Genomic DNA, 19,699 nt, shown 5'->3' with positions numbered 1-19,699 from the left:
TGACCGGAGGGTGGGGCTGACCGAGTGCGTGCTCAGAGCGTGCTGTTGCTGAACTGGCGGGACACGACGAACCCTGAGGGTGGTGGATCCGAGCGATATGTGGAGGAGGTGGCCAGAGGCCTTGCCGCGTTGGGCTGGCGCGTGACCGTGCTCTGCGCGGCGTACCCGGGCAGTCCGCGGGAGGCACGGCGCTTCGACGTGCGGTACCTGTACCGCGGCACCAAGGTGACGGTGTACCTGCGTGGCCTGCTGCACACCTGGCTGCGCCGTCCCGACCACGTCATCGACGTGCAGAACGGCCTGCCATTCTTTACCCGCCTCGTACGTCGTACCGGCGTCGTCGTCCTCGTGCACCACGTGCACCAGGAGCAGTGGCAGGTGGTGTACCCGGGCTGGCGCGGCCGGCTCGGCTGGTGGCTGGAGTCCCGTGTCGCACCCCGCCTGTACGACGACTGCCGCTACGTGACCGTGTCGTCGGCTTCCCGCGACGAGCTCGTGGGCCTCGGCGTGCACGGCATCGAGGTGATCCACAACGGGACCGACCCGGCGCCGCCTCGGCAGCGACCGCAGGCATCCGTGCCGACCGTGGTGTGCGTCGGGCGGATCGTGCCGCACAAGCAGCTCGAGCACGCGGTCGACGCGATCGCCGAAGCCCGCAAGGTCCTTCCGGACGCGCGCTTGGTCGTCGTCGGCTCGGGCTGGTGGGAGGACTCGTTACGCGAGTACGTCGCCGAGCGCGGCCTGAACGACGCGGTCGAGTTCCGGGGTCACGTCAGCGAGGACGACAAGCACGCGGCGTACGACGAGGCGTGGTTGCTGGCGTTGCCGAGCCTCAAGGAGGGCTGGGGCCTCGTCGTCGGTGAGGCGGCCGGTCACGGCGTACCGACGGTCGCCTACCGGAGTGCGGGCGGTCCGACCGAGTCGGTGCACGACGGAGTGTCGGGTGTACTGGTGGACGGCCGGGAGGAGTTCTGCGCCGCCATCACGGAGTTGCTGGCCGACGAGGTCATCCGCCGGCGGTTGTCGGCGGGGGCGATGGCCAGTGCGGGCACCTACACCTGGGGTGCGACCGCACTGGCCTTCGACCGGCTGCTCTCGACGTCGAGCCCTGCTACTTCGAGCCGTAGCCGACGATCGGGACGTCGGCCTGTCCCTGGGTCTGCCCCGGCGGCGGCGTCGGCTCGTCCTGCACCGACTGCACGACTCCGACAACCGTGGTCGTAGCCACCGCCAGCCCGGCGAATACGGCGATGGCCGCACCGATCAGTGATCCCATGAAGCGTGTCCCCTCCTCGATAAGTGAACCGAAGAGTAACAACCGGTCAGCGACTCCGCCAGACCATGGCGCGACGGTTCGCCAGGCCTGCCAGCGCGGCCAGCAGAGTCGCCCCGGCAAGGACCCACGCGGCCAGGACCACGACGGTCCGCCAGGCCTCAGGGCGTTGTGGAGCAGGCGTTCCGGCGAGGCGGTAGACGCTCACCGTCGGACCGGCGTACACCTCGGTCAGGCCGGCGATCGAGTCGCGCGGCGGCGGCCCGCCGGCCTCACGGTCGACGACCAGCCAGCCGACGCCCTGCGCCAGCAGGACCGGCGTCGGGTCCGCTCCGGTGCGCATCGCCGTCCGGACGGCCGTTGCGACCGCGGTCGCTCGTGGGTCCTCACCGGCGAGGCGGTGGCCGCCGACGATCAACTCGTCCGGGACGATCGCCGACTGGTCGAAGTACCGCGGCATCGGGTCCAGCACCGGGCGGCGGTCGTTCCACACCGGTGCGCGATAGGACTCGAACGGCCACGGGACGAAGGGCCCGGCGAGTGCCTGCTGCGCCCGGTCCCAGTCGGACGGGTACTGCGACACGTTCAGCCCTGGACCGCCGACGAGTGCGGGCAACGCCGCGATCGGCAGCAGTACGGCGGTCGCGCCGACGACCCGGTGCAGCGGTGCACGTTGCAGCAGAGCGTGAACGGCCACACCGAAACCGATGGACTCGAGCAGGACCAGTGGAGGCAGGTAGCGCTGACCGTCGCGGAACAGCCCGGCCCCGGGAACGTTCGCCACGACGTCCGCGAAGAAGCCTGGGGCAACGACGCCAGCCATTGCGATCACCACAGCGATACCCGCCGCCACGACCAGGGCACCGGCGATGCGGTCCTGGCGCCACCACAGCACCACACCGGCCGCTGACATGAACAGCATGACGAACGCGAAGATCACCGGGAGCAGGTCACCTCTGTTGCCGGGGACAACGTCCGCGTTCCAGACACCACCAAGGGTGAGCAGAGTAGGCAGGGCTCCGCCGTAGCCTTCGTCCCGAGCGGCGAAGGCCGTCACCGACGCCGGGTCGACTGTCGCGTTGCCACCGTGCGCCAGACCTGCCACCAGCCAGGGTGCGTTCAGCAATACCGCTCCGCCGAGCGGCCACACCTGACCGCGGCCAGGCCACAGCAGGATGAGCGCGGCAACGATCAGTCCGGTGATGCCGCCCGAGGCAGTCAGCGCACACCCGGCTGACGCCAGCAGGAAGCCAGGCCAGCCCTTGCCCTTCCGCAGTCGTAGAGCGGACCGCACCAGCCACGGCAGAGCGGCGTACCCCAGCAGAAGGGCCCACGCACCGAGGCGGAGACGCTCGGCGACGAACGGGTTCCAGACGAAGAGGGTGACGGCCGCGGCGCCCGGCAACGCGGTGCCGAGCCGGAGCTCTCGCCACAGCGCGGTCATCCCGAGCCCGGACAGTAGCGGGATGGCCACCAGGACCGCTTTGTTCAGGACCTGGCCGCCGCCGAGCTCGTCCAGTACGGCGACCAGGACGTCGGACGGGACCGCCCGGGGCATGGCCGTTGTGACACCGAACAGGTCAAGCCGTACCGTGAGGTCCGGCACGAACACCATGTCGTAGCCGACCACGTAGCCCGGAGCGAGCAGCGGAGCGGTGATCACCAGGGTGAGCAGGACAGGCCACAGCCAGGCCAGGACGCGCACGGCACGTTCTGACATGAACCCGTTCCCCTCCCGTTCCGTCACGAGGCAGTAGAGCATGAGCGCAGAAACCACCCCCGAGCAAGAGCCCAAGACCCCACGCCTGGTGTTCCTGCGCAGCGCGACCGTGGTTGCGGTCGGCATGGCCATCATGAACGTTGCCGCCTACGGTTTCACCCTGATTGGCGTCCACCGGCTGGTACCGGAGCAGTTCGGCGCCATCACGGCCCTGCTCGGGCTGCTCTTGATCGGCAACGTTGCGTCACTCGGCCTGCAGGCCACCGGCGCACGCCGGCTCGCCACGCACACCGGAGAGGGCGCCGCAGCCCTGGCCGACGCGATGCTGAAGGCCGGGCGTCGCGCGGCGCTCGGACTCACGCTGGTGTGTGCGCTCGCGACGCCGCTGTTCGTTTGGCTGCTGCACATCGACTCGGTGGTAGCGATCCTGCTGCTCGCGCCCACCCTCGGCTGTCTGACGCTGATGGGCTCGCAGCTCGGCGTTCTGCAGGGCAGTCAACGCTGGACCGAGCTGGCCGCGGTCTACACCTCGGTCGGTGTGGGCCGTTTGGTCCTGGGCGGCGGTGCGCTACTGATCCATCCGTCGCTCGATGCGGCCATGATCGGTCTCGCACTCGGAGCCGCCGTACCGGCTGCGCTGGGTGGTTTCCTGGTGCGCGGGTCCAGTGGCGGCACCCCCGCGCAGGTCAGGGACGTCGTCCGGGAGACGGTGCACGGCACGCACACGCTCCTCGCGTTCTTCGCGATCGCGAACGCCGACGTGCTGTTCGCCCGGGCACTGCTCGACGGCCGGCACAGCGGGTACTACGCGGCCGGGGTGATCGTCGCGAAGGCGTGCCTGTTCCTGCCGCAGTTCGTGATCGTGATTGTGTTCCCATCGCTCGCCAGCTCGCCTGGCGACACGATCCGCCTGCGCCGGGCGATCCAGGCCGTCGCGGGGCTCGGTGCGTGCACGGTCATCGGTGCGCTGGTCCTGCCCGATCTGGTGCTCGCCGTGATCGGCGGCAAGGAGGACTACGCGCCACTCGGCCCGTACACCTGGCTGTTCGCGATCGCCGGCTCGGCGTACGCCGTACTGCAGCTGGTCGTCTACGCGGCGATCGCGCAGCAGGAGAAGCGGGCCGCGCTGCTGATCTGGATCGGGCTGATCGTGCTCGCGATCGGCGCCGGGATCGTGCTCGGAACCGATCTCGCCGACGGGATGGCCGGAGTGAAGGCGCTGGTCGCGATGACCAGCGGCTGCGCGGTGCTGCTGTCGGTGGGTCTGGCGGCCGGACTGCACCGCCAGACCTCCGACGACTGACGCCTTACCAGAGACTGCTGCGGGCGAAGCGCCGGGCGAAGGCGTTCGCCAGCACCAACAGGGCCAAGCCGACCACGGACCTGAACAGACCGATCGCGGCCGCGTAGCTGAACTGCGGCACCTGCGACGCGAACCCGAGCTTGTAGACGTAGGTGTCGAGCACCTCGGACGTCTGCAGGTTCAGCGTGTTCTGCAGCAGCAGGACCTTCTCGAACCCGACCGACATGATCGAGCCGATGTTCAGGATCAGCAGGATCACCGCGACCGGACGGATCGCCGGCAGGTCGATGTGCCAGAGCCGGCGCAGCCGGGACGCGCCGTCGACGATCGCGGCCTCGTGCAGCTCCGGCGCGACGCTGGTCAGCGCGGCCAGGTAGATGATCGCCGAGAAGCCCATCGTCTGCCACGCGCCCGACCACACGTACAGGTGCCGGAAGTAGTCCGGGTTGCTCAGGACGTCGATCGGCCCGATCCCCAGCACGCCGAGGAACTGGTTCAGCACGCCGCTGTTCGGGTCGACGATCACGACGATCAGCCCGACGACGACCACGGTCGAGATGAAGTGCGGCGCGTACGTGATCAGCTGGACCGATCGCCGGTACCAGCGCCGCCGGGCCATGTTCAGCCCGAGCGCGAGCAGGATCGGCAGCCAGAACGTCGCCAGCAGCTCGTACACGTGCAGGATCAGCGTGTTCTTCAGCAGCCGCCAGAACTGGTACGACTCGACGAACCGCTCGAAGTGCTTGAAGCCGACCCAGCGGCTGCCCAGGATGCCGTCGACCACGTTGTAGTCCTTGAAGGCGATGATCGCGCCGTACATCGGCCAGTAGGCGAAGATCGCCAGCCAGAGCAGCGGCACCGCCAGCATCGCGTAGAGCTGCCAGTTGCGCCGCATCCGCGCACCGAGCCCGAGCGCCTGCTTCTTCGGCCGGGCGGTGCTGTGCGCGGGCGTCCGTCGTACCAGGGTGTCTGTAGCCATGGGGTCAGCCCTTCAACGAGCCGACCATGGCCCCCTTGACGAAGTGCTTCTGCACGAAGGGGTAGATCAGCAGTGGCGGAATGGTGGCGATCACGATCAGCGAGAACTTCAGCTGCTCCTGCAACTCCTTCATCCGGATCAGCTCCGCGGTGTCGCGGACCTGGGACGGGTCGAAGTTGTTCTGGATCAGGATCTGGCGCAGCACCAGCTGGAGCGGGAACAGGTGCTCGTTGGTCAGGTAGATCAGCGCGCTGAACCAGGAGTTCCACTGTGCGACCGCGTAGAACAGCAGGTTGACCGCGATGATCGGCTTGCTCAGCGGCAGCACGATCCGCCAGAAGAAACCGAAGTCGGTGCACCCGTCGACCTTCGCGGCCTCGGCCAGCTCCTCTGGGATCGTGGTCTGGAAGAAGGTCCGGGTGATGATCATGTTCCAGACCGCGAGCGCGGCCGGCAGCACGATCGCCCAGCGCGTGTTCAGCAGCCCGAGCCGGTCGACCACCAGGTACGTCGGGATCAGTCCGCCGCTGAACATCATCGTGAACACGAACAGCGCCATGATCAGGCCCTTGCCCGGCAACCCCTTCCGGGACAGCGGGTACGCCGCGAGCAGGGTCAGCGCGGTCGCGATCAGCGCCCCGCCGACGGCGTACACGATCGAGTTGGAGAACCCGCTGACGATCGAGTCGTAGTCGAAGATCGCCCGGAACGCGTCCACGCTCCAGCCGACCGGCCACAGCCAGACCTCGCCGGAGACCACGTTCTTCGGATCGCTGAGCGAGGCGCTGACCACATAGACCAGCGGGTAGAGCACGGCCAGCGTGAACAGGCCGAGGGCGGTGTAGTTGCAGATCATCACGATCCGGTCGGACCGGGTCTCGCGCACGGGCGCAGGGGCCCCGGTCGGTGTGCTGGGTGTCGTGGTGGCCACAGTCATCACCCCTGGTAGGTCTCGTAGGCGGCCTGCTGGATCTCCAGGTACGGCTGCAGCCCGATGCGCTGGATGCGGTCGAGATAGTCGTTCCAGTGCGCGTCGTCGGCCGGATCGAGCCGGCCGGTGACGAACTTCGCCAGCGACGTGGTCACCTCGGTCTTCAGGTTCAGCCCGATCTCGGCGTCGAGCGCGGCCTGGTCGGCCTCCAGCGTCACCGGCGGGAACTGCTGCTCCATCGGCTGCCGGTGCGGGAACAGGTGGTCCCGGGTCTCCTCGTACAGCGGAGACTCGAACGTGGGCCGCTTCGGGTTCACCCGCTCGGCCAGCCGGAAGTCGCCCGACCGGTACATCACGCCGTACTGGTCCCAGGTCTTGCCCTTGGTCTCGTCGGTGTCCCAGGAGTCGTAGCCGTAGATCGACTGTTTCCCGTTGATGCCCTTGTCACCCTTGACCGACCAGCGGAAGTCCGGTCCGGCGTACGAGCGCAGCACCACCTCGAGATCCAGCTGGTAGTCGGCCCAGCGCACCAGCAGGTCGGGACGCCGGCACTTGCGGGTGACGACCAGGGTGGACACCTCGAGGCCGACGTCGAGGTAGTCCCAGGGCGCGACCTGGACACCGGCCGGACCCTTCAGCGGCTCCATCGTCCGGTACTGGTGCCAGCGGGCCTTCGGGTCGACCAGGTCCAGCGTCATCAACGTGCCCCAGTAGTACACCCGCGCGCCACCGAGGATCGGCCCGCCCGGGTTGTCGCCGTACCGTTTGATCTGGTCCTCGTTGGCGGTGAAGATGTCCTTCGCCAGCAGGCCGTCGGCGTACAGGCCGTGTAGGTACTTCAGCCCCTCGCGCCACTCGTCGCGGACGTAGTTCGCCCGGACCTTGCCGTCGTCGACCACCAGCCAGGGCTCGCCGGGGTTGTAGAGGAACGCGTTCATGAAGTACGTGTCCAGCGGCGCGTCCTTGTAGCCACCGAACGGGATCGTCCGGCCGCCGCCGGCGAGATCGGCCTTCTTGAACGCGGTCAGCACCTCGCGGAACTCGTCGGTCGTCGTGGGCATCGCCAGGCCGACCTTGCGGAGCCACTCGGTGTTCAGCAGCGCCCGGCCGTTCGAGGCGCGGCAGTGGTAGCAGTCGTTGATGTCCGGGAAGCTGTAGGTGCCCTGGTCCGGCGACACCATCAGCTTGCCCGCCTCCGGGTAGTCCTTCTTGGCGTCCTGCAGGTTCGGCGCGTACCGGTCGAGGTACGGCGACAGGTCGAGGAAGAGGTTCTGGGCGCCGTACAGGTACAGCTGGGAGCGCGTGAACGTGATGCCGAGGAAGGCGTCCGGTACGTCGCCGGCCGCGATCATCGCGTTGACCTTCGTCATCGTCTCGGCGTCGTCGCCCTTGCCGGCCACCTGGCGCCACCGGATCCGGATGCCGGTCTGCTGCTCCAGCCAGCGGGTGAACTCGTTCTTCGACCAGTCGCCGACGGTCAGGCTCTGCGGGACGACCACGGTGAACGTGACCGGCTCGCTGACGATCGCCGTCTGCCGGCGCGCCTTCGGGCCGACGTACCCGGGCGGGTAGTTGATCCCGCTCTTCAACGGGCCGAGCTCGCCCGGAGGCTGGGCCAGGCTCTCGGGGGCGGCACCGGTTTCCGCCGTACCTGAGCCGCAGCCGCTCAGCAGGCCGCTGCCGCCGGTGGCGGCGATCGCGGCCGCGCCGGCGACGAACGACCGCCGCTTCACCGTCGTCGTTCCGAGGTCGTCGTGCATGCTGCCTCCCGGTGCCGGTGATGCCATATCCGATAGGATCTCGGATCCTTGCGGGAGGATGACACAGATCGGATGTCTTTCGGAAGGGTTTGGTCGTAACTTGCCGGGGTCGGACGGACACTGTCCGCATCTTGCAGGGCAAGCGTTTGCCGCTTGCGGCTGAACGTCCAACTTTCTTGCGGAAACTAAGCCGTGATCGGGGGCTCGATAGGGTTCGCACCATGCCGACGCCGAAGTTCATCCTCGACCTGCGCGCGAAGATCGGTCACGACCTGCTGTGGCTGACCGGCATCAGCGGCGTGGTCCTGAACGACGCCGGGGAGGTCCTGCTGGTACGCCGCGCGGACACCGGGGGCTGGGCTCTGGTCGCCGGCATCCTGGAGCCGGGCGAGCAACCGGCCGTCGCACTGGCCCGCGAGGTGCACGAGGAGACCGCGGTCACGGTCGAGGTCGAGCGGCTGGTCAGCACCGAGGCGCTGCCGCCGTCGAGCTACCCCAACGGCGACCAGGTCCAGTTCCTCGACCTCTGCTTCCGGTGCCGCGCGCTGCACGGTGAACCGCGGGTCAACGACGACGAGTCCCTCGAGGTCGCCTGGTTCCCGCTGTCCAACCTGCCCGACCTCCCGGCCCACGACCAGGAGTGCATCACCAACGCCCTCTCCCCCGACCCCCTCCCCATCTTCGAACGCCCTTGAAACCGCCCGACCGGCTGCCGCTCTGGACCGGGCCGGCCGGCTGGTGCTACGGACCCGTCCGACCGGCTGGTGTTGTGGGCCCGTCCGACCGGCTGGCCTTGCGGGCCGGGCCGGTCGGCTGGGGTTGTGGGCCGGACCGACCGGCTGGGTGTGGTGGGCCCGGCCGACCGGCGGGTGTTGTGGGCCGGGTCGAGCGGCTTGTGCTGGGTCGGGAGCCGGCTGGGTGCTAGTGGGCGGCTTCGTGCCAGGTGCGGCCGACGCCGACGGAGACGTCCAGCGGGACGGCCATCTCGACCGCGTGGCCCATGTCCCGGCGCACCAGCTCCTCGAGCGCCTCGCGCTCCCCCGGCGCGATCTCGAACACGAGCTCGTCGTGCACCTGCAGCAGCATCCGCGACTTCAGCCCGGACTCCCGCAGCGACGCGTCCACCTTCAGCATCGCCATCTTGATCACGTCCGCCGCCGACCCCTGGATCGGCGCGTTCAGCGCCATCCGCTCGGCCATCTCCCGGCGCTGCCGGTTGTCGCTGGTCAGGTCCGGCAGGTAGCGCCGGCGCCCCAGGATCGTCTCGGTGTACCCGCTCTTGCCGGCGTCGATGACAATGCTGCGCAGGTAGTCACGGACGCCGCCGAAGCGCTCGAAGTACTCCTCCATCAAGCCCTTGGCCTCGTCCACGCCGATCTTCAGCTGCTGGCTCAGCCCGTACGCCGACAGGCCGTACGCGAGCCCGTAGTTCATCGCCTTGATCTTGGCCCGCTGCTCCTGCGTCACCGCCGACGGCTCCACCGAGAACACCCGCGACGCCGTCACCGAGTGGAAGTCCATCCCGGAGTTGAACGCCGAGATCAGCCCGTCGTCCTCGGACACGTGCGCCATGATCCGCATCTCGATCTGGCTGTAGTCGGCCGACATCAGCGACTCGTTGCCCTCGCCGACGACGAACGCCTGCCGGATCCGGCGGCCCTCCTCGGTCCGGATCGGGATGTTCTGCAGGTTCGGGTCGGTCGAGCTGAGCCGCCCGGTCGCCGCGATCGTCTGGTTGAACGTGGTGTGGATCCGGCCGTCCTTCGGGCTGATCGTCTTCAGCAGCCCCTCGACCGTCTGCCGCAGCCTGGTCGCGTCCCGGTGCGCCAGCAGGTACGCCAGGAACGGGTGCTCGGTCTTCTCGAACAGCGCCTGCAGCGAGTCCGCGTCGGTGGTGTAACCGGTCTTGGTCCGCTTGGTCTTCGGCATCTGCAGCTCGTCGAACAGCACCACCTGCAGCTGCTTCGGCGATCCGAGGTTGATCTCCTTGCCGATCACCTCGTACGCCGAGGTGGCCGCTTCCCGCACCCCGGTGGCGAACCGGGACTCGAGCTCCTCCAGGTACGGCCGGTCGACGGCGATCCCGTCCCGCTCCATGCTCGCGATCACGTCGATCAGCGGCAGCTCGACGTCCGCGAGCAACGCCGTCCCGGCCTGCTTCTCGAGCTCGGCGTCCAGGGTGTCGGCGAGGTCGGCGATCGCGCGGGCCCGCAGCATCGTATGGTCCGCGGCCGGGCCGCCCTCGACGTCGTCGAAGCTGAGCTGGCCGTTGTCGGCCTCCTCGTTGCGCAGCTCGCGCTTGAGGTACCGCACGGTCAGGTCGGCGAGGTCGTAGGACCGCTGGTCGGGCCGCGCCAGGTACGCGCTGAGCTGGGTGTCCGAGCTCAGCCCGGCCAGCGTCCAGCCGCGCTCCAGGAAGCCGAGCAGCGGACCCTTCGCGTCGTGCAGCGCCTTCGGCTGCTTCGGGTCGGCGAGCCAGGCCTGCCAGGCCGTGTCGTCGTCCGGTGTCAGCGTGGCCGGGTCGAACCAGGCGGCCGCACCCGAGGTGTTCGCGAGCGCGAGACCGGTGATCTCGCCGGTGCCGCGGCCCCAGCTGCCCTGGACGGCGACGCCGACCCGCTCACCGGTGCTGACCTGATCCTCGAGCCAGGCGGCCACCTCGCCGGGCTTCAGCTGGACGCCGTCCAGCTCGAAACCGTGGTCGACGGTCGCGTCGACCTCCTCGTGCTCGGCGACCAGCCGCTCGCGCAGCACCCGGAACTCCAGGCTGTCGAACAGCGTGTGCACCTTGTCCCGGTCCCACGGGTTGCGGACCAGGTCGTCCACGGTGACGTCCAGCGTCAGGTCGCGGACCAGCTCGTTGATCTGCCGGTTCCGGATCACGTCGGCCAGGTGCTCGCGCAGCGACTCGCCGGCCTTGCCCTTGATCTCGTTCACCCGGTCGACCACGTCGTTCAGCGAGCCGAACTGGTTCAGCCACTTGGCCGCGGTCTTCGGCCCGACCCCCGGGACGCCGGGCAGGTTGTCACTCGACTCCCCCACCAGCGCGGCGAGATCCGGGTACAGCCGCGGGACGACGCCGTACTTCTCCTCGACCGCGGCCGGGTCCATCCGGGCGATCTCGGACACGCCACGCTTCGGGTACAGCACCGTGACGTCGTCGCTGACCAGCTGGAACGCGTCCCGGTCGCCGCTGCTGATCAGCACCTCGAAGCCCTGCTCGGACGCCTGCGTGGCCAGCGTGGCGATGACGTCGTCGGCCTCCCAGCCGTCGATCTCGGTGGTCGGAATCCGGAGCGCCTCCAGCACCTCCTTGACCAGCGAGACCTGCCCCTTGAACTCGTCCGGCGACTTCGACCGGCCGGCCTTGTACTCCGCGTACTGCTCGGAGCGGAAGGTCTTGCGGGACACGTCGAACGCGACGCAGACGTGGGTCGGCTGCTCGTCGCGGAGCATGTTGATCAGCATCGAGGTGAACCCGTACACCGCGTTCGTGTGCTGCCCGGTGGTGGTGGAGAAGTTCTCCACGGGCAGCGCGTAGAACGCCCGGTACGCCAGCGAGTGCCCGTCCAGCAGCAGGATCCGCGGCCGGCCGGCGCCGGGCTGCGGTGCGTCCTTGGTCATCGTCGAGGTGTTCGTCTCTGGAGCCACACACAGACTCTAGTGGTTCCCTCCGACAGTTTCGTCACAGTGCCTCGGGCCGCCCGGACGGCTGCCGTAGTCTGCGTGCTGTGACTGATCAGACGAACCTCGGACCGGGCATGGGCACGGAGGGGACGCTCCTCCAATTGATGGGAATCGTTGTCACCGAGGCCGCGCCGGAGCGGGTGGTGGCGACCATGCCGGTCAAGGGCAACACCCAGCCGTACGGGCTGCTGCACGGCGGCGCGTCCTGCGTGCTCGCCGAGAGCCTCGGCTCGATCGGCTCCGCCCTGCACGCGGCCGCCTACGACAAGGTCGCGGTCGGCGTCGACATCAACGCCACCCACCACCGCGCGGTCCGCGAGGGCGTCGTCACCGGGGTGGCCACGCCGATCTACCTCGGCCGGACGACCACGTCGTACGAGGTCGTCGTCACCGACGAGCGGGACAAGCGGGTCTGCACCGCGCGGATCACGTGCCAGCTGATTCCGGCGCCGCCGGGTAGCTGACGTCGGCGGGGTCGACCGGCAGTGGCCGCGCCAGCTGGGCGCGCCGGGCGATCACGGACCGTCGCGACGACAGCAGGGCCAGCAGGTTCGGCGCGTGCTCGGCCGCGAGCCGGCGGCGCACTGTGTGCGTGCTCGCGAACCGCAGTACGCCGACCTGCCCGAGACCCAGCCGGGCGAGGAAACGGTTCGCCTCCCGGGCGACCGCGGGCGCGACCGCGGCCAGGTGGGCGCAGTTCTCGTGCTCGGCCCAGGCGGCCGCCTCCGCGATCAGCGCCTTGCCCAGGCCGTGCCGGCGGGCCTCGTCGCTGACGTGCAGGTACTCCACCGTGACGGTGAAGTCGTCGTGCAGCGGACTGATCGCCGTGCGCCGCAGGTAGGCCATGCCGTGGACGGCGCCGTCCAGCTCGCCGACCAGCAACCGGCCGAACGGGTCGTCCAGGTGTTTGCCGACAGCAACCTCGACCGCGGCCGCGGACGGCGTCGCCGGCAGGCGCGGCGGATGCCCGGCGCCGGTGGCCATCTCCCGCCACAACGCCACCAAGACGCCGGCATCACCCGGTTGGGCGTCCCTCACCTCGATGGCTGCTGCCACAGCGACCTCCTGGTCTGGTCCACCCCCGAGGTGAACGGGACGTGCGGATACGCTCGTCCTCGCGCAACAGTAGGCCCTCGGGGGTCTCTTGCAAAGCTGCCCCCCGGGCTGATCGGAGACCAGGTTTGTTCATCGGAATCGGTACGGTCGTGAACGTCGCGACGGTACTCACCGGATCGGTACTCGGCGTACTCATCGGCCACCGGCTCAGTCACCGCACGCGCGACCTGGTCACCGACGCGCTCGGCCTGGTGACGCTGCTGATCGCGATCACCTCGGCACTCACCGTCGGCGACGCGGTGCTCAGCGACGCGGTCGGCGACAGCGCGCCGGTGCTGATCGTGCTCGGCGCGATGCTGATCGGCGGGATCACCGGCTCGCTGCTGCGGATCGAGCAGCGGCTGGAGGACTTCGGCGCCTGGATGCAGCACCGGTTCAGCCGCGGCGACAGCGAGAGCACCTTCGTCGAGGGCTTCGTGACCGCTTCGATGGTGTTCTGCGTGGGGCCGCTGACGTTTCTGGGCGCGTTGTCCGACGGGCTGGGCCGGGGTGCGGACCAGTTGTTCCTCAAGGCGGTGCTGGACGGGTTCGCCTCGATCGCCTTCGCCGCGTCGTTCGGCTGGGGCGTGGCGGCGTCCGCGCTCGTCGTACTCGTGATCCAGGGGCTGATGACCGCGGTCGGCGCGGTGCTGGGCGACGTACTGCCGGAGGCGCACGTGACCGCGCTCGGCGCGACCGGCGGCGTGATGCTGATCGGCGTCGCCCTCCGGCTGCTGAAGCTCAAGCAGATCGCCGTCGCGGACCTCCTGCCGGCACTGATCGTCGCACCACTGCTGGTGCAGCTGCTGGTCGTGATCCGGAGCTGACGAGAGCCCCGGCCCTGTGCGGACCGGGGGCTCTCGGCAACTACTTCGTGGTCAGTCCTCGCCGAGGTAGGCCTTGCGGACGTCCTCGTTGACCAGCAGGTCGCGACCGGTGCCGGACAGCACGATCTTGCCGACTTCGAGCACGTAGCCGTAGTCGGCCCGCTTCAGCGCGGCCTGCGCGTTCTGCTCCACCAGCAGGATGGTCGTGCCCTGCCGCTGCAGCTCGGTGACCGTCGACATGATCCGCTTCATCATGATCGGCGACAGCCCCATCGACGGCTCGTCCAGCATCAGCAGCTTCGGCCGGCTCATCATCGCCCGGCCCATCGCCAGCATCTGCTGCTCACCGCCGGAGAACGTCCCGGCCGGCTGCTTGCGCCGCTCCCCCAGGATCGGGAAGAGCTCGTACGCCGCGTTCAGGTCGGTGCGGATGCCGCCCTGGTCCCGGCGGGCGAACGCGCCGAGCATCAGGTTCTCCTCGACCGAGAGCTTCGGGAAGATCCGCCGCCCTTCCGGCGAGTGCGCCAGCCCGCTGGCGACGATGTCGTGCGCCGCGGTGTGGTGGATCGGCTCGCCCTGGAACAGGATCTCGCCGGCGGTCGGCCGGAGCAGGCCGGAGATCGTCCGCAGCGTGGTGGTCTTGCCGGCGCCGTTGGTGCCGATCAGCGACACCACCTGCCCCTGCTCCACGCTGAAGCTGATCTTCTTCACCGCGACGATCTTGCCGTAGGCAACTTCCAGGTCACGGACCTCGAGCATCGCGGTCACGGGGTCTCCTCTCCAACGGTGTCCTGCGGACGCTCGTCCTCGTCGTCCTCGCCGGTGCCGATGTAGGCCTCGATCACCCGCGGGTCGGACTGGACCTCGGCCGGCGTGCCCTCGATCAGGGCCTCGCCGCGGACCAGGCAGAGCACCCGGTCGCAGAGGTTGAAGATGAACCGCATGTCGTGCTCGATCACCACGACCGACAGGCCGGAGTCCCGGATCTTGAAGATCAGGTCACTGGCCTGCTTGGTCTCCAGCGGGTTCATACCGGCCGTCGGCTCGTCCAGCAGGATGAGCTTCGGGTCGGTGGCCAGCGCCCGCGCGATCTCGAGCCGGCGCTGGTCGCCGTACGGCATGTTCCGGGCCAAGTGCTCGGTGGACCTGCCCAGACCGACGAAGTCCAGCAACTCCTGCGCCCGGAGCCGGGTGGCCGCCTCCTCGCGACGGAACTTCGGCCCGCGCAGGACCGAGGTGAGCGCGCCCGAGCTGGTCCGGCAGTAGCGGCCGACCATCACGTTCTCGAGCGCGGTCATGTTGGCGAACAACCGGATGTTCTGGAACGTCCGCGCCATCCCGGCCCGGACCACGGCCCGCGGCTTCGGCGGCAACGGCGTCAGCGCGTCCAGCGGCTGCACCGCCACCGCGTCGTCCGCCTCGGTCACCTGGCGCCGGGCCGACTCCGGCCTGCGCGGCGTACCGGCGAACCGGACGACGCCACCGGTCGGCTTGTAGAGCCCGGTGAGGCAGTTGAAGAACGTCGTCTTGCCGGCGCCGTTCGGGCCGATGAGACCGACGATCTCGCCCTCCCGCACGGTCAGGTTGACGTCGTTGACCGCCAGCAGACCACCGAACCGCATGGTCACGCCGGAGGCTTCCAGCACCGGCCGGCCGCCGCCCGGGTGAGCGGTCGTCGACGGTGTTTCGGTGACGGTCATTTCGCCTCCTCGACGACCAGGCGTTCTTCCTCGACCGCGACGGCCAGGGCCTCGTCCTCCTCGTGGAACTCCAGCTGACGGCGCCGGCTCGCGACCAGGCCTTCCGGCCGGAACCGCATCATCAGCACCAGCAGCAGACCGAACAGCATCAGCCGGTACTCCGAGAAGAACCGCAGCTTCTCCGGCAGCAGCTTCAGGATCGTTGCTCCCAGCAACACGCCGGCGATGGTGCCCATACCGCCCAGGACGACGGCCGCGAGCAGGAACGCCGACTCGAGGAAGATGTACTGGTCCGGGCTGACCGCACCGTCCTGGTGCGCCTTGATGGTGCCGGCCAGACCGGCCAGGAACGCACCGACCGCGAACGCGAGCAGCTTCAGCCCGAACGTGTTCACGCCCATCGCCTCGGCCGCCTTCTCGTCCTCCCGGATCGCCACCCAGCCGCGCCCGATCCGGCTGTCGTTCAGCCGGGCGAAGACCAGGATGATCAGGCCGATCAGGAGCAGCAGCAGGAAGTAGTAGTTCGAGTAGCGGCCCAGCTCGATGCCGGCGACGGTGTGCTCGTCACCGAAGTTGAAGCCGAGCACCACCAGGTCGGGGATGCCGGGCACGCCGTTCGGACCGTTGGTCAGGTTCGGCCCGTTGTTGCCGTCCAGGTTGAACATCGCGAACCGGAAGATCTCACCGAAGCCCAGCGTCACGATGGCCAGGTAGTCACCCGAGACCCGCAGCGTCGGCGAACCGATGATCAGGCCCAAGGTGGCGGCCACGCACGCACCGATCAGCGTCACCACCAGGAACGGCGGGTGCCAGTCGATGGTCGCGAACGCCGACTGCGACAGGATCGCCGCCACGTACGCACCGGACCCGAGGAACGCGATGTACCCGAGGTCCAGCAGGCCGGCCAGGCCGACCACGATGTTCAGGCCGATCGCGGTCGCCGCGAACACCAGCACCTGGGTCGCGATCGACATGTTCGCGTCCGACCCGCCCTGGGTGAACGGGAACAGGAACGCCACCACGAACGCCGACAGCGTGAGCACCTTGCGGTTGCGCTGGGCGGCGTGCCCGACCCAGGTCATCGCGCCGGAGCGGAACAGGCCGGCCGCCACCACGCCGATGAACACCAGGCACAGGATGAACGACCAGGCGTCCTCCAGGCCGAGCGCGTACGCCGCGACGAACAGCACCGACGCCATCAAGGCGGCGATGGCAACGATCTCGACCCAGCCCGGCGTTTTCGCCCGGCTCATGTCCCGTAGCTGCCGCAGCGGCAGCATCCAGGCACTGACCGTGAGCAGAATGGCACCGGCCAGCGAGATGTAGGCGCCGGGGTTCACGTTGATCAGGCCGTCGGACTCGACCGAGATGGCCACCACGATCAGCACCATGTACAGCGCCAGGCCGCTGCCCAGCATGCGCAGGCCGAGGGCCGCGTCGAGCCAGACGCCGAGCCGGCTCAGCGGGCCCCGCTCGGCCAGCAGCAGGACCAGCGCGAGCACGGCCATGATGATCGCCAGGATCTGCAGACCACCCGGGTAGAGGTTGATCGACAGGTCGTTCAGGATCGTGCCGTCGTAGCTCCAGGACAGGAACGAACCGACGATCACCAGCGCCACGCCGGCGAGCCCCAGCGGCCAGGCGATCGGCCTGGCGGGCGGCTGCGCCGCGGTCTCCGGCTGGGCCGGAGTCGTTGTCTTGACCTCGCTCATGCCCGGTCCACCACCCTTGCGCCGAGCAGGCCCTGCGGCCTGAAGACCAGTACCAGAATCAGGATGACGAACGCCCAGGCGTCCTTCCAGGTGCTACCGCCGAACTGGCCGGGGATGTACTGCGTGGCCATCGCCTCGACGACCCCGAGGACGAGCCCGCCGACGACGGCGCCGTACACGTTGCCGATGCCACCGAGCACGGCGGCGGTGAACGCCTTCAGGCCCGCCAGGAAGCCCATCCGGAACTCGATGTTGTTGTTCTGCAGACCCTGGGAGACCCCCGCGACGGCGGCCAGTACGGCGCCCAGCGCGAACGCGACCACGATGATCCGGTCGACGTTGATGCCCATCAGGCGGGCGGTGTCGGGGTCCTGCGAGACGGCCTGCATACCGCGGCCCAGCCGGGTCCGGTTGATGAAGAACCAGAGCAGCACCGCGCACACGAGCAGCGCCGCGACCGTGAAGATCGCCGACCGCTGGATGGTCACGCCGCCGACGTCCAGCGCGGTGCCGGTGACCACGTCGATCTGCGGGAACGGGATGCGCTGCTTGGCGCTCGGCCACTCGATGCTGCTGATGATGGTCCGGAAGACGACCCAGCCGACCTCCGCGGCGGCCACCGCGACGGCCGCGGCCCAGAGGACGTGCACCGGCTTGACCTCGGTGCGCGCCTTGGTCCGTACGGCGAGGGACAGCAGCCAGCCGATCCCGGCGCCGACCAGGGCACCGACGATGACGACGCCCGGGGTCACCAGGACGGACAGCTCACGCTCGACCAGCCGGACGACGGTCCACAGCGCCACCGCGCCGACGGCGCCGCCGATCAGCGGGGCGCGGTCGTACCACTTGGTCACCGGGTGGTTCAGCTCGGCGTCCGAGAACCGCGCGCCGACGACGTACCCGAGGACGACGGCCAGGAACGCGAACACCACGACCGTCCAGCCCGGGCGCTCGTAGAACAGCCGGACGAACTCCTGCAGGAACACCGAGATGCCGATCGCGGTGATCAGCGGTGCGAGTCGTGGCGCGTTCCGCAGGGGACGGTACGCGACACGTTCCATCGCCACCGCGGTGCCGACCGACGCGATGATGGCGCCGACGATCATGATCGGCAGGATCCACACGCCGGTCTGACCGTCGAAGAACAACAAGTATGTCGTCAGTGCGCCGAACGCACCGATCATGAACACTTCGCCGTGGGCGAAGTTGATGAGCTGCACGATGCCATAGACGACGGTGTACCCGACTGCGATCAGGGCGTACAGCGATCCCAGGGTCAGCCCGTTCACGAGCTGCTGGAGGAACTGGTCCACGTCGACCTCCCAACTGCCTCAGATCCGAACATGCCACGGGGGTGGGAGGATCCGCTCCCACCCCCGACGCATGAGGTCGACTCGATTACTTGGACTCGAAGTCCTTGGTCTCGACGGTGCTCCACTTGCCGCCGGCCACCTTGTAGACGGTGAGCACCTTGGAGGTGGTGTCGCCGTACTCGTCGAAGGCGACCTTGCCGGTCACGCCGTCGAACGAGACCTTACCCAGCGCCTCGACCGTCTTCTGGCGCGCGGACTCGACGTCCGACGCGTCCTTCAGGGACTCCTTGAGCGCGTTGATGATCGCGTTCGCGGCGTCGTAGGAGTAGCCGCCGTACGCCGCGTACGGGTCCTTGAACCCGGCCGCGTTGTAGTCCTCGACGAACTTCTTCGCCGAGTCGAGGGCGTCCACCGGGGCGCCGACCGAGGTGGCCAGGTCGTTGTCGCTGGTCTTACCGGCCAGGGTGATGAACTTCGGGTCGTAGATACCGTCGCCACCCATCAGCGGCACGGCCAGGCCGGCGGCCTTCATCTGCTGCGACAGCGGCCCGGCCTGCGGGTACTCACCGCCGTAGTAGACGGCCTGCGGCGCGGACGGCTTGACCGCCGAGATGACGGCCTGGTAGTTCGAGTCGTCCGGGTTGATGGTCTGGGCCGCGACGACCTGACCACCCAGCTTCTTGAACTCCTCGGTGAAGGTGCCGACCAGACCCTGGCCGTACGCCTTCTTGTCGTGGATCGTCGCGACCTTGGTGATCTTCGCCGTCTCGTACAGGTAGCGAGCGGCGAACGGGCCCTGGATCGCGTCGGTGGTGCAGGTCCGGAAGTAGGTCGGGTACGGCCGCTTCGGCTCGGTCTGCCAGTTCGCGCCCTGGGTCAGGCCCGGGCCGGTGTTGGCCGGCGAGACCTGCACGATGTTCTTCGGCGCGAGCACCGGCTGCACCTGCTGGCTGACGCTGGTGTTCAGCGTGCCGACGACACCGATCACGTCGGCGTCGCTGGCCAGCGCGGTGGCCGCGTTCTTCCCGGTGTCCGGCTTCGCCTCGTCGTCCTTGGCGTCCACCTCGAGCTTCCAGCCCGGGATCGCGTTGGAGTCGTTCGCCTGCTTGACGGCCAGCTCGACCGAGTGCTGGATACCCAGACCCAGCGCCGACAGGTCTCCCGACAAAGGCGCGATCACGCCGATCTTGGCGGTCTTCGTCTCTCCACCGGAGCCCCCGCCACCGTCGTCGCCACTGCGTGAACCGCAGGCAGTCAGGGCCAACGACGCAACGATCAGCGACGCGCCGACCCGTACTACGGAACGCTGTTGCACTGTTCCTCCCTTGTCTGGATAGTCCGAGCAGATCCCCGGACCCCCGCGAATGCCGCGAGCATCCGCAGGTTAGACCTCTGGTGG

General features: G+C 69.0%; 16 protein-coding genes and 1 pseudogene. 5 read left to right on the top strand and 12 right to left on the bottom strand.

Going from position 1 to position 19,699, the window contains the following annotated elements:
* Positions 1 to 24 precede the first annotated feature (24 nt).
* Positions 25 to 1,224 (top strand): glycosyltransferase family 4 protein, encoded by a 1,200-nt coding sequence (locus ACQPYZ_RS15155; RefSeq protein WP_433168591.1) that lies wholly within the window; start codon positions 25 to 27, stop codon positions 1,222 to 1,224.
* On the opposite strand, the pseudogene ACQPYZ_RS15150 reads toward ACQPYZ_RS15155, so the two are convergent.
* Positions 1,178 to 1,276: pseudogene (locus ACQPYZ_RS15150) on the bottom strand (DUF2613 family protein); the annotation flags it as partial. The gene ACQPYZ_RS15155 and the pseudogene ACQPYZ_RS15150 sit on opposite strands and share 47 nt — an antisense overlap.
* A gap of 46 nt (positions 1,277 to 1,322) precedes the next feature.
* Positions 1,323 to 2,993, bottom strand: coding sequence for a hypothetical protein (locus tag ACQPYZ_RS15145; protein WP_433168589.1), 1,671 nt, complete (start codon positions 2,991 to 2,993; stop codon positions 1,323 to 1,325).
* 40 nt (positions 2,994 to 3,033) lie between these two features.
* On the opposite strand from ACQPYZ_RS15145, the gene ACQPYZ_RS15140 reads away from it, so the two are divergent.
* The gene (locus ACQPYZ_RS15140; RefSeq protein ID WP_433168587.1) at positions 3,034 to 4,296 is read left to right on the top strand and encodes a polysaccharide biosynthesis protein; all 1,263 of its coding nucleotides are present in this window, start codon (positions 3,034 to 3,036) and stop codon (positions 4,294 to 4,296) included.
* Positions 4,297 to 4,300: 4 nt separating this feature from the next.
* Here the strand turns inward: ACQPYZ_RS15140 and ACQPYZ_RS15135 are convergent, their stop codons facing one another.
* Genes ACQPYZ_RS15135 through ACQPYZ_RS15125 form a run of 3 tightly spaced genes read right to left on the bottom strand, consistent with a single transcriptional unit; the run spans position 4,301 to position 7,966 of the window.
* Positions 4,301 to 5,275, bottom strand: coding sequence for an ABC transporter permease (locus tag ACQPYZ_RS15135; RefSeq protein ID WP_433168585.1), 975 nt, complete (start codon positions 5,273 to 5,275; stop codon positions 4,301 to 4,303).
* Positions 5,276 to 5,279: 4 nt separating this feature from the next.
* Positions 5,280 to 6,161 (bottom strand): carbohydrate ABC transporter permease, encoded by an 882-nt coding sequence (locus ACQPYZ_RS15130; RefSeq protein ID WP_433168583.1) that lies wholly within the window; start codon positions 6,159 to 6,161, stop codon positions 5,280 to 5,282.
* Between the two features lie 50 nt (positions 6,162 to 6,211).
* Positions 6,212 to 7,966, bottom strand: a complete 1,755-nt coding sequence (locus ACQPYZ_RS15125) for an extracellular solute-binding protein (RefSeq protein ID WP_433168581.1) — start codon at positions 7,964 to 7,966, stop codon at positions 6,212 to 6,214.
* Positions 7,967 to 8,187: 221 nt separating this feature from the next.
* Here ACQPYZ_RS15125 and ACQPYZ_RS15120 point away from each other — a divergent pair, with 221 nt between their 5' ends.
* Positions 8,188 to 8,661 carry an NUDIX hydrolase gene (locus tag ACQPYZ_RS15120; RefSeq protein WP_433168578.1) on the top strand — a complete coding sequence of 158 codons (474 nt, stop codon included), beginning with the start codon at positions 8,188 to 8,190 and terminating at the stop codon, positions 8,659 to 8,661.
* A gap of 226 nt (positions 8,662 to 8,887) precedes the next feature.
* Here the strand turns inward: ACQPYZ_RS15120 and polA are convergent, their stop codons facing one another.
* On the bottom strand, positions 8,888 to 11,590 hold the full coding sequence (polA, locus tag ACQPYZ_RS15115) for a DNA polymerase I (RefSeq protein ID WP_433169688.1): 2,703 nt from the start codon (positions 11,588 to 11,590) through the stop codon (positions 8,888 to 8,890).
* Between the two features lie 137 nt (positions 11,591 to 11,727).
* Between polA and ACQPYZ_RS15110 the strand changes: the two genes are divergently transcribed.
* Positions 11,728 to 12,117 (top strand): hotdog fold thioesterase, encoded by a 390-nt coding sequence (locus ACQPYZ_RS15110; protein WP_433169686.1) that lies wholly within the window; start codon positions 11,728 to 11,730, stop codon positions 12,115 to 12,117.
* On the opposite strand, the gene ACQPYZ_RS15105 is transcribed toward ACQPYZ_RS15110, so the two are convergent.
* On the bottom strand, positions 12,080 to 12,709 hold the full coding sequence (locus ACQPYZ_RS15105) for an N-acetyltransferase family protein (RefSeq protein ID WP_433168576.1): 630 nt from the start codon (positions 12,707 to 12,709) through the stop codon (positions 12,080 to 12,082). The two genes, ACQPYZ_RS15110 and ACQPYZ_RS15105, sit on opposite strands and share 38 nt — an antisense overlap.
* Positions 12,710 to 12,858: 149 nt before the next feature.
* Between ACQPYZ_RS15105 and ACQPYZ_RS15100 the strand changes: the two genes are divergently transcribed.
* On the top strand, positions 12,859 to 13,575 hold the full coding sequence (locus tag ACQPYZ_RS15100) for a DUF554 domain-containing protein (protein ID WP_433168574.1): 717 nt from the start codon (positions 12,859 to 12,861) through the stop codon (positions 13,573 to 13,575).
* 51 nt (positions 13,576 to 13,626) lie between these two features.
* On the opposite strand, the gene ACQPYZ_RS15095 is transcribed toward ACQPYZ_RS15100, so the two are convergent.
* From ACQPYZ_RS15095 to ACQPYZ_RS15075, 5 genes are all read right to left on the bottom strand, one after another.
* Positions 13,627 to 14,343, bottom strand: coding sequence for an ABC transporter ATP-binding protein (locus tag ACQPYZ_RS15095; protein WP_433168572.1), 717 nt, complete (start codon positions 14,341 to 14,343; stop codon positions 13,627 to 13,629).
* Positions 14,340 to 15,275: an ABC transporter ATP-binding protein gene (locus ACQPYZ_RS15090; RefSeq protein ID WP_433168570.1), complete on the bottom strand. Its 936-nt coding sequence runs from the start codon at positions 15,273 to 15,275 to the stop codon at positions 14,340 to 14,342. The genes ACQPYZ_RS15095 and ACQPYZ_RS15090 overlap by 4 nt, the downstream gene beginning before the upstream one ends.
* Positions 15,272 to 16,987 carry a branched-chain amino acid ABC transporter permease gene (locus tag ACQPYZ_RS15085; RefSeq protein ID WP_433168568.1) on the bottom strand — a complete coding sequence of 572 codons (1,716 nt, stop codon included), beginning with the start codon at positions 16,985 to 16,987 and terminating at the stop codon, positions 15,272 to 15,274. The genes ACQPYZ_RS15090 and ACQPYZ_RS15085 overlap by 4 nt, the downstream gene beginning before the upstream one ends.
* Complete coding sequence (locus tag ACQPYZ_RS15080; RefSeq protein ID WP_433168566.1) at positions 16,984 to 18,300, bottom strand: branched-chain amino acid ABC transporter permease; 1,317 nt, start codon at positions 18,298 to 18,300, stop codon at positions 16,984 to 16,986. Before ACQPYZ_RS15080 ends, ACQPYZ_RS15085 begins: the two co-directional genes overlap by 4 nt.
* Before the next feature lie 85 nt (positions 18,301 to 18,385).
* Positions 18,386 to 19,615 carry a branched-chain amino acid ABC transporter substrate-binding protein gene (locus ACQPYZ_RS15075; RefSeq protein ID WP_433168564.1) on the bottom strand — a complete coding sequence of 410 codons (1,230 nt, stop codon included), beginning with the start codon at positions 19,613 to 19,615 and terminating at the stop codon, positions 18,386 to 18,388.
* Positions 19,616 to 19,699 lie beyond the last annotated feature (84 nt).

The organism is Kribbella sp. CA-247076, from assembly GCF_050942445.1.
Classification (GTDB): domain Bacteria; phylum Actinomycetota; class Actinomycetes; order Propionibacteriales; family Kribbellaceae; genus Kribbella.
The sequence above is the reverse complement of the archived record's forward strand: the minus strand, read 5'-3'. Positions and strand labels throughout refer to the sequence as shown.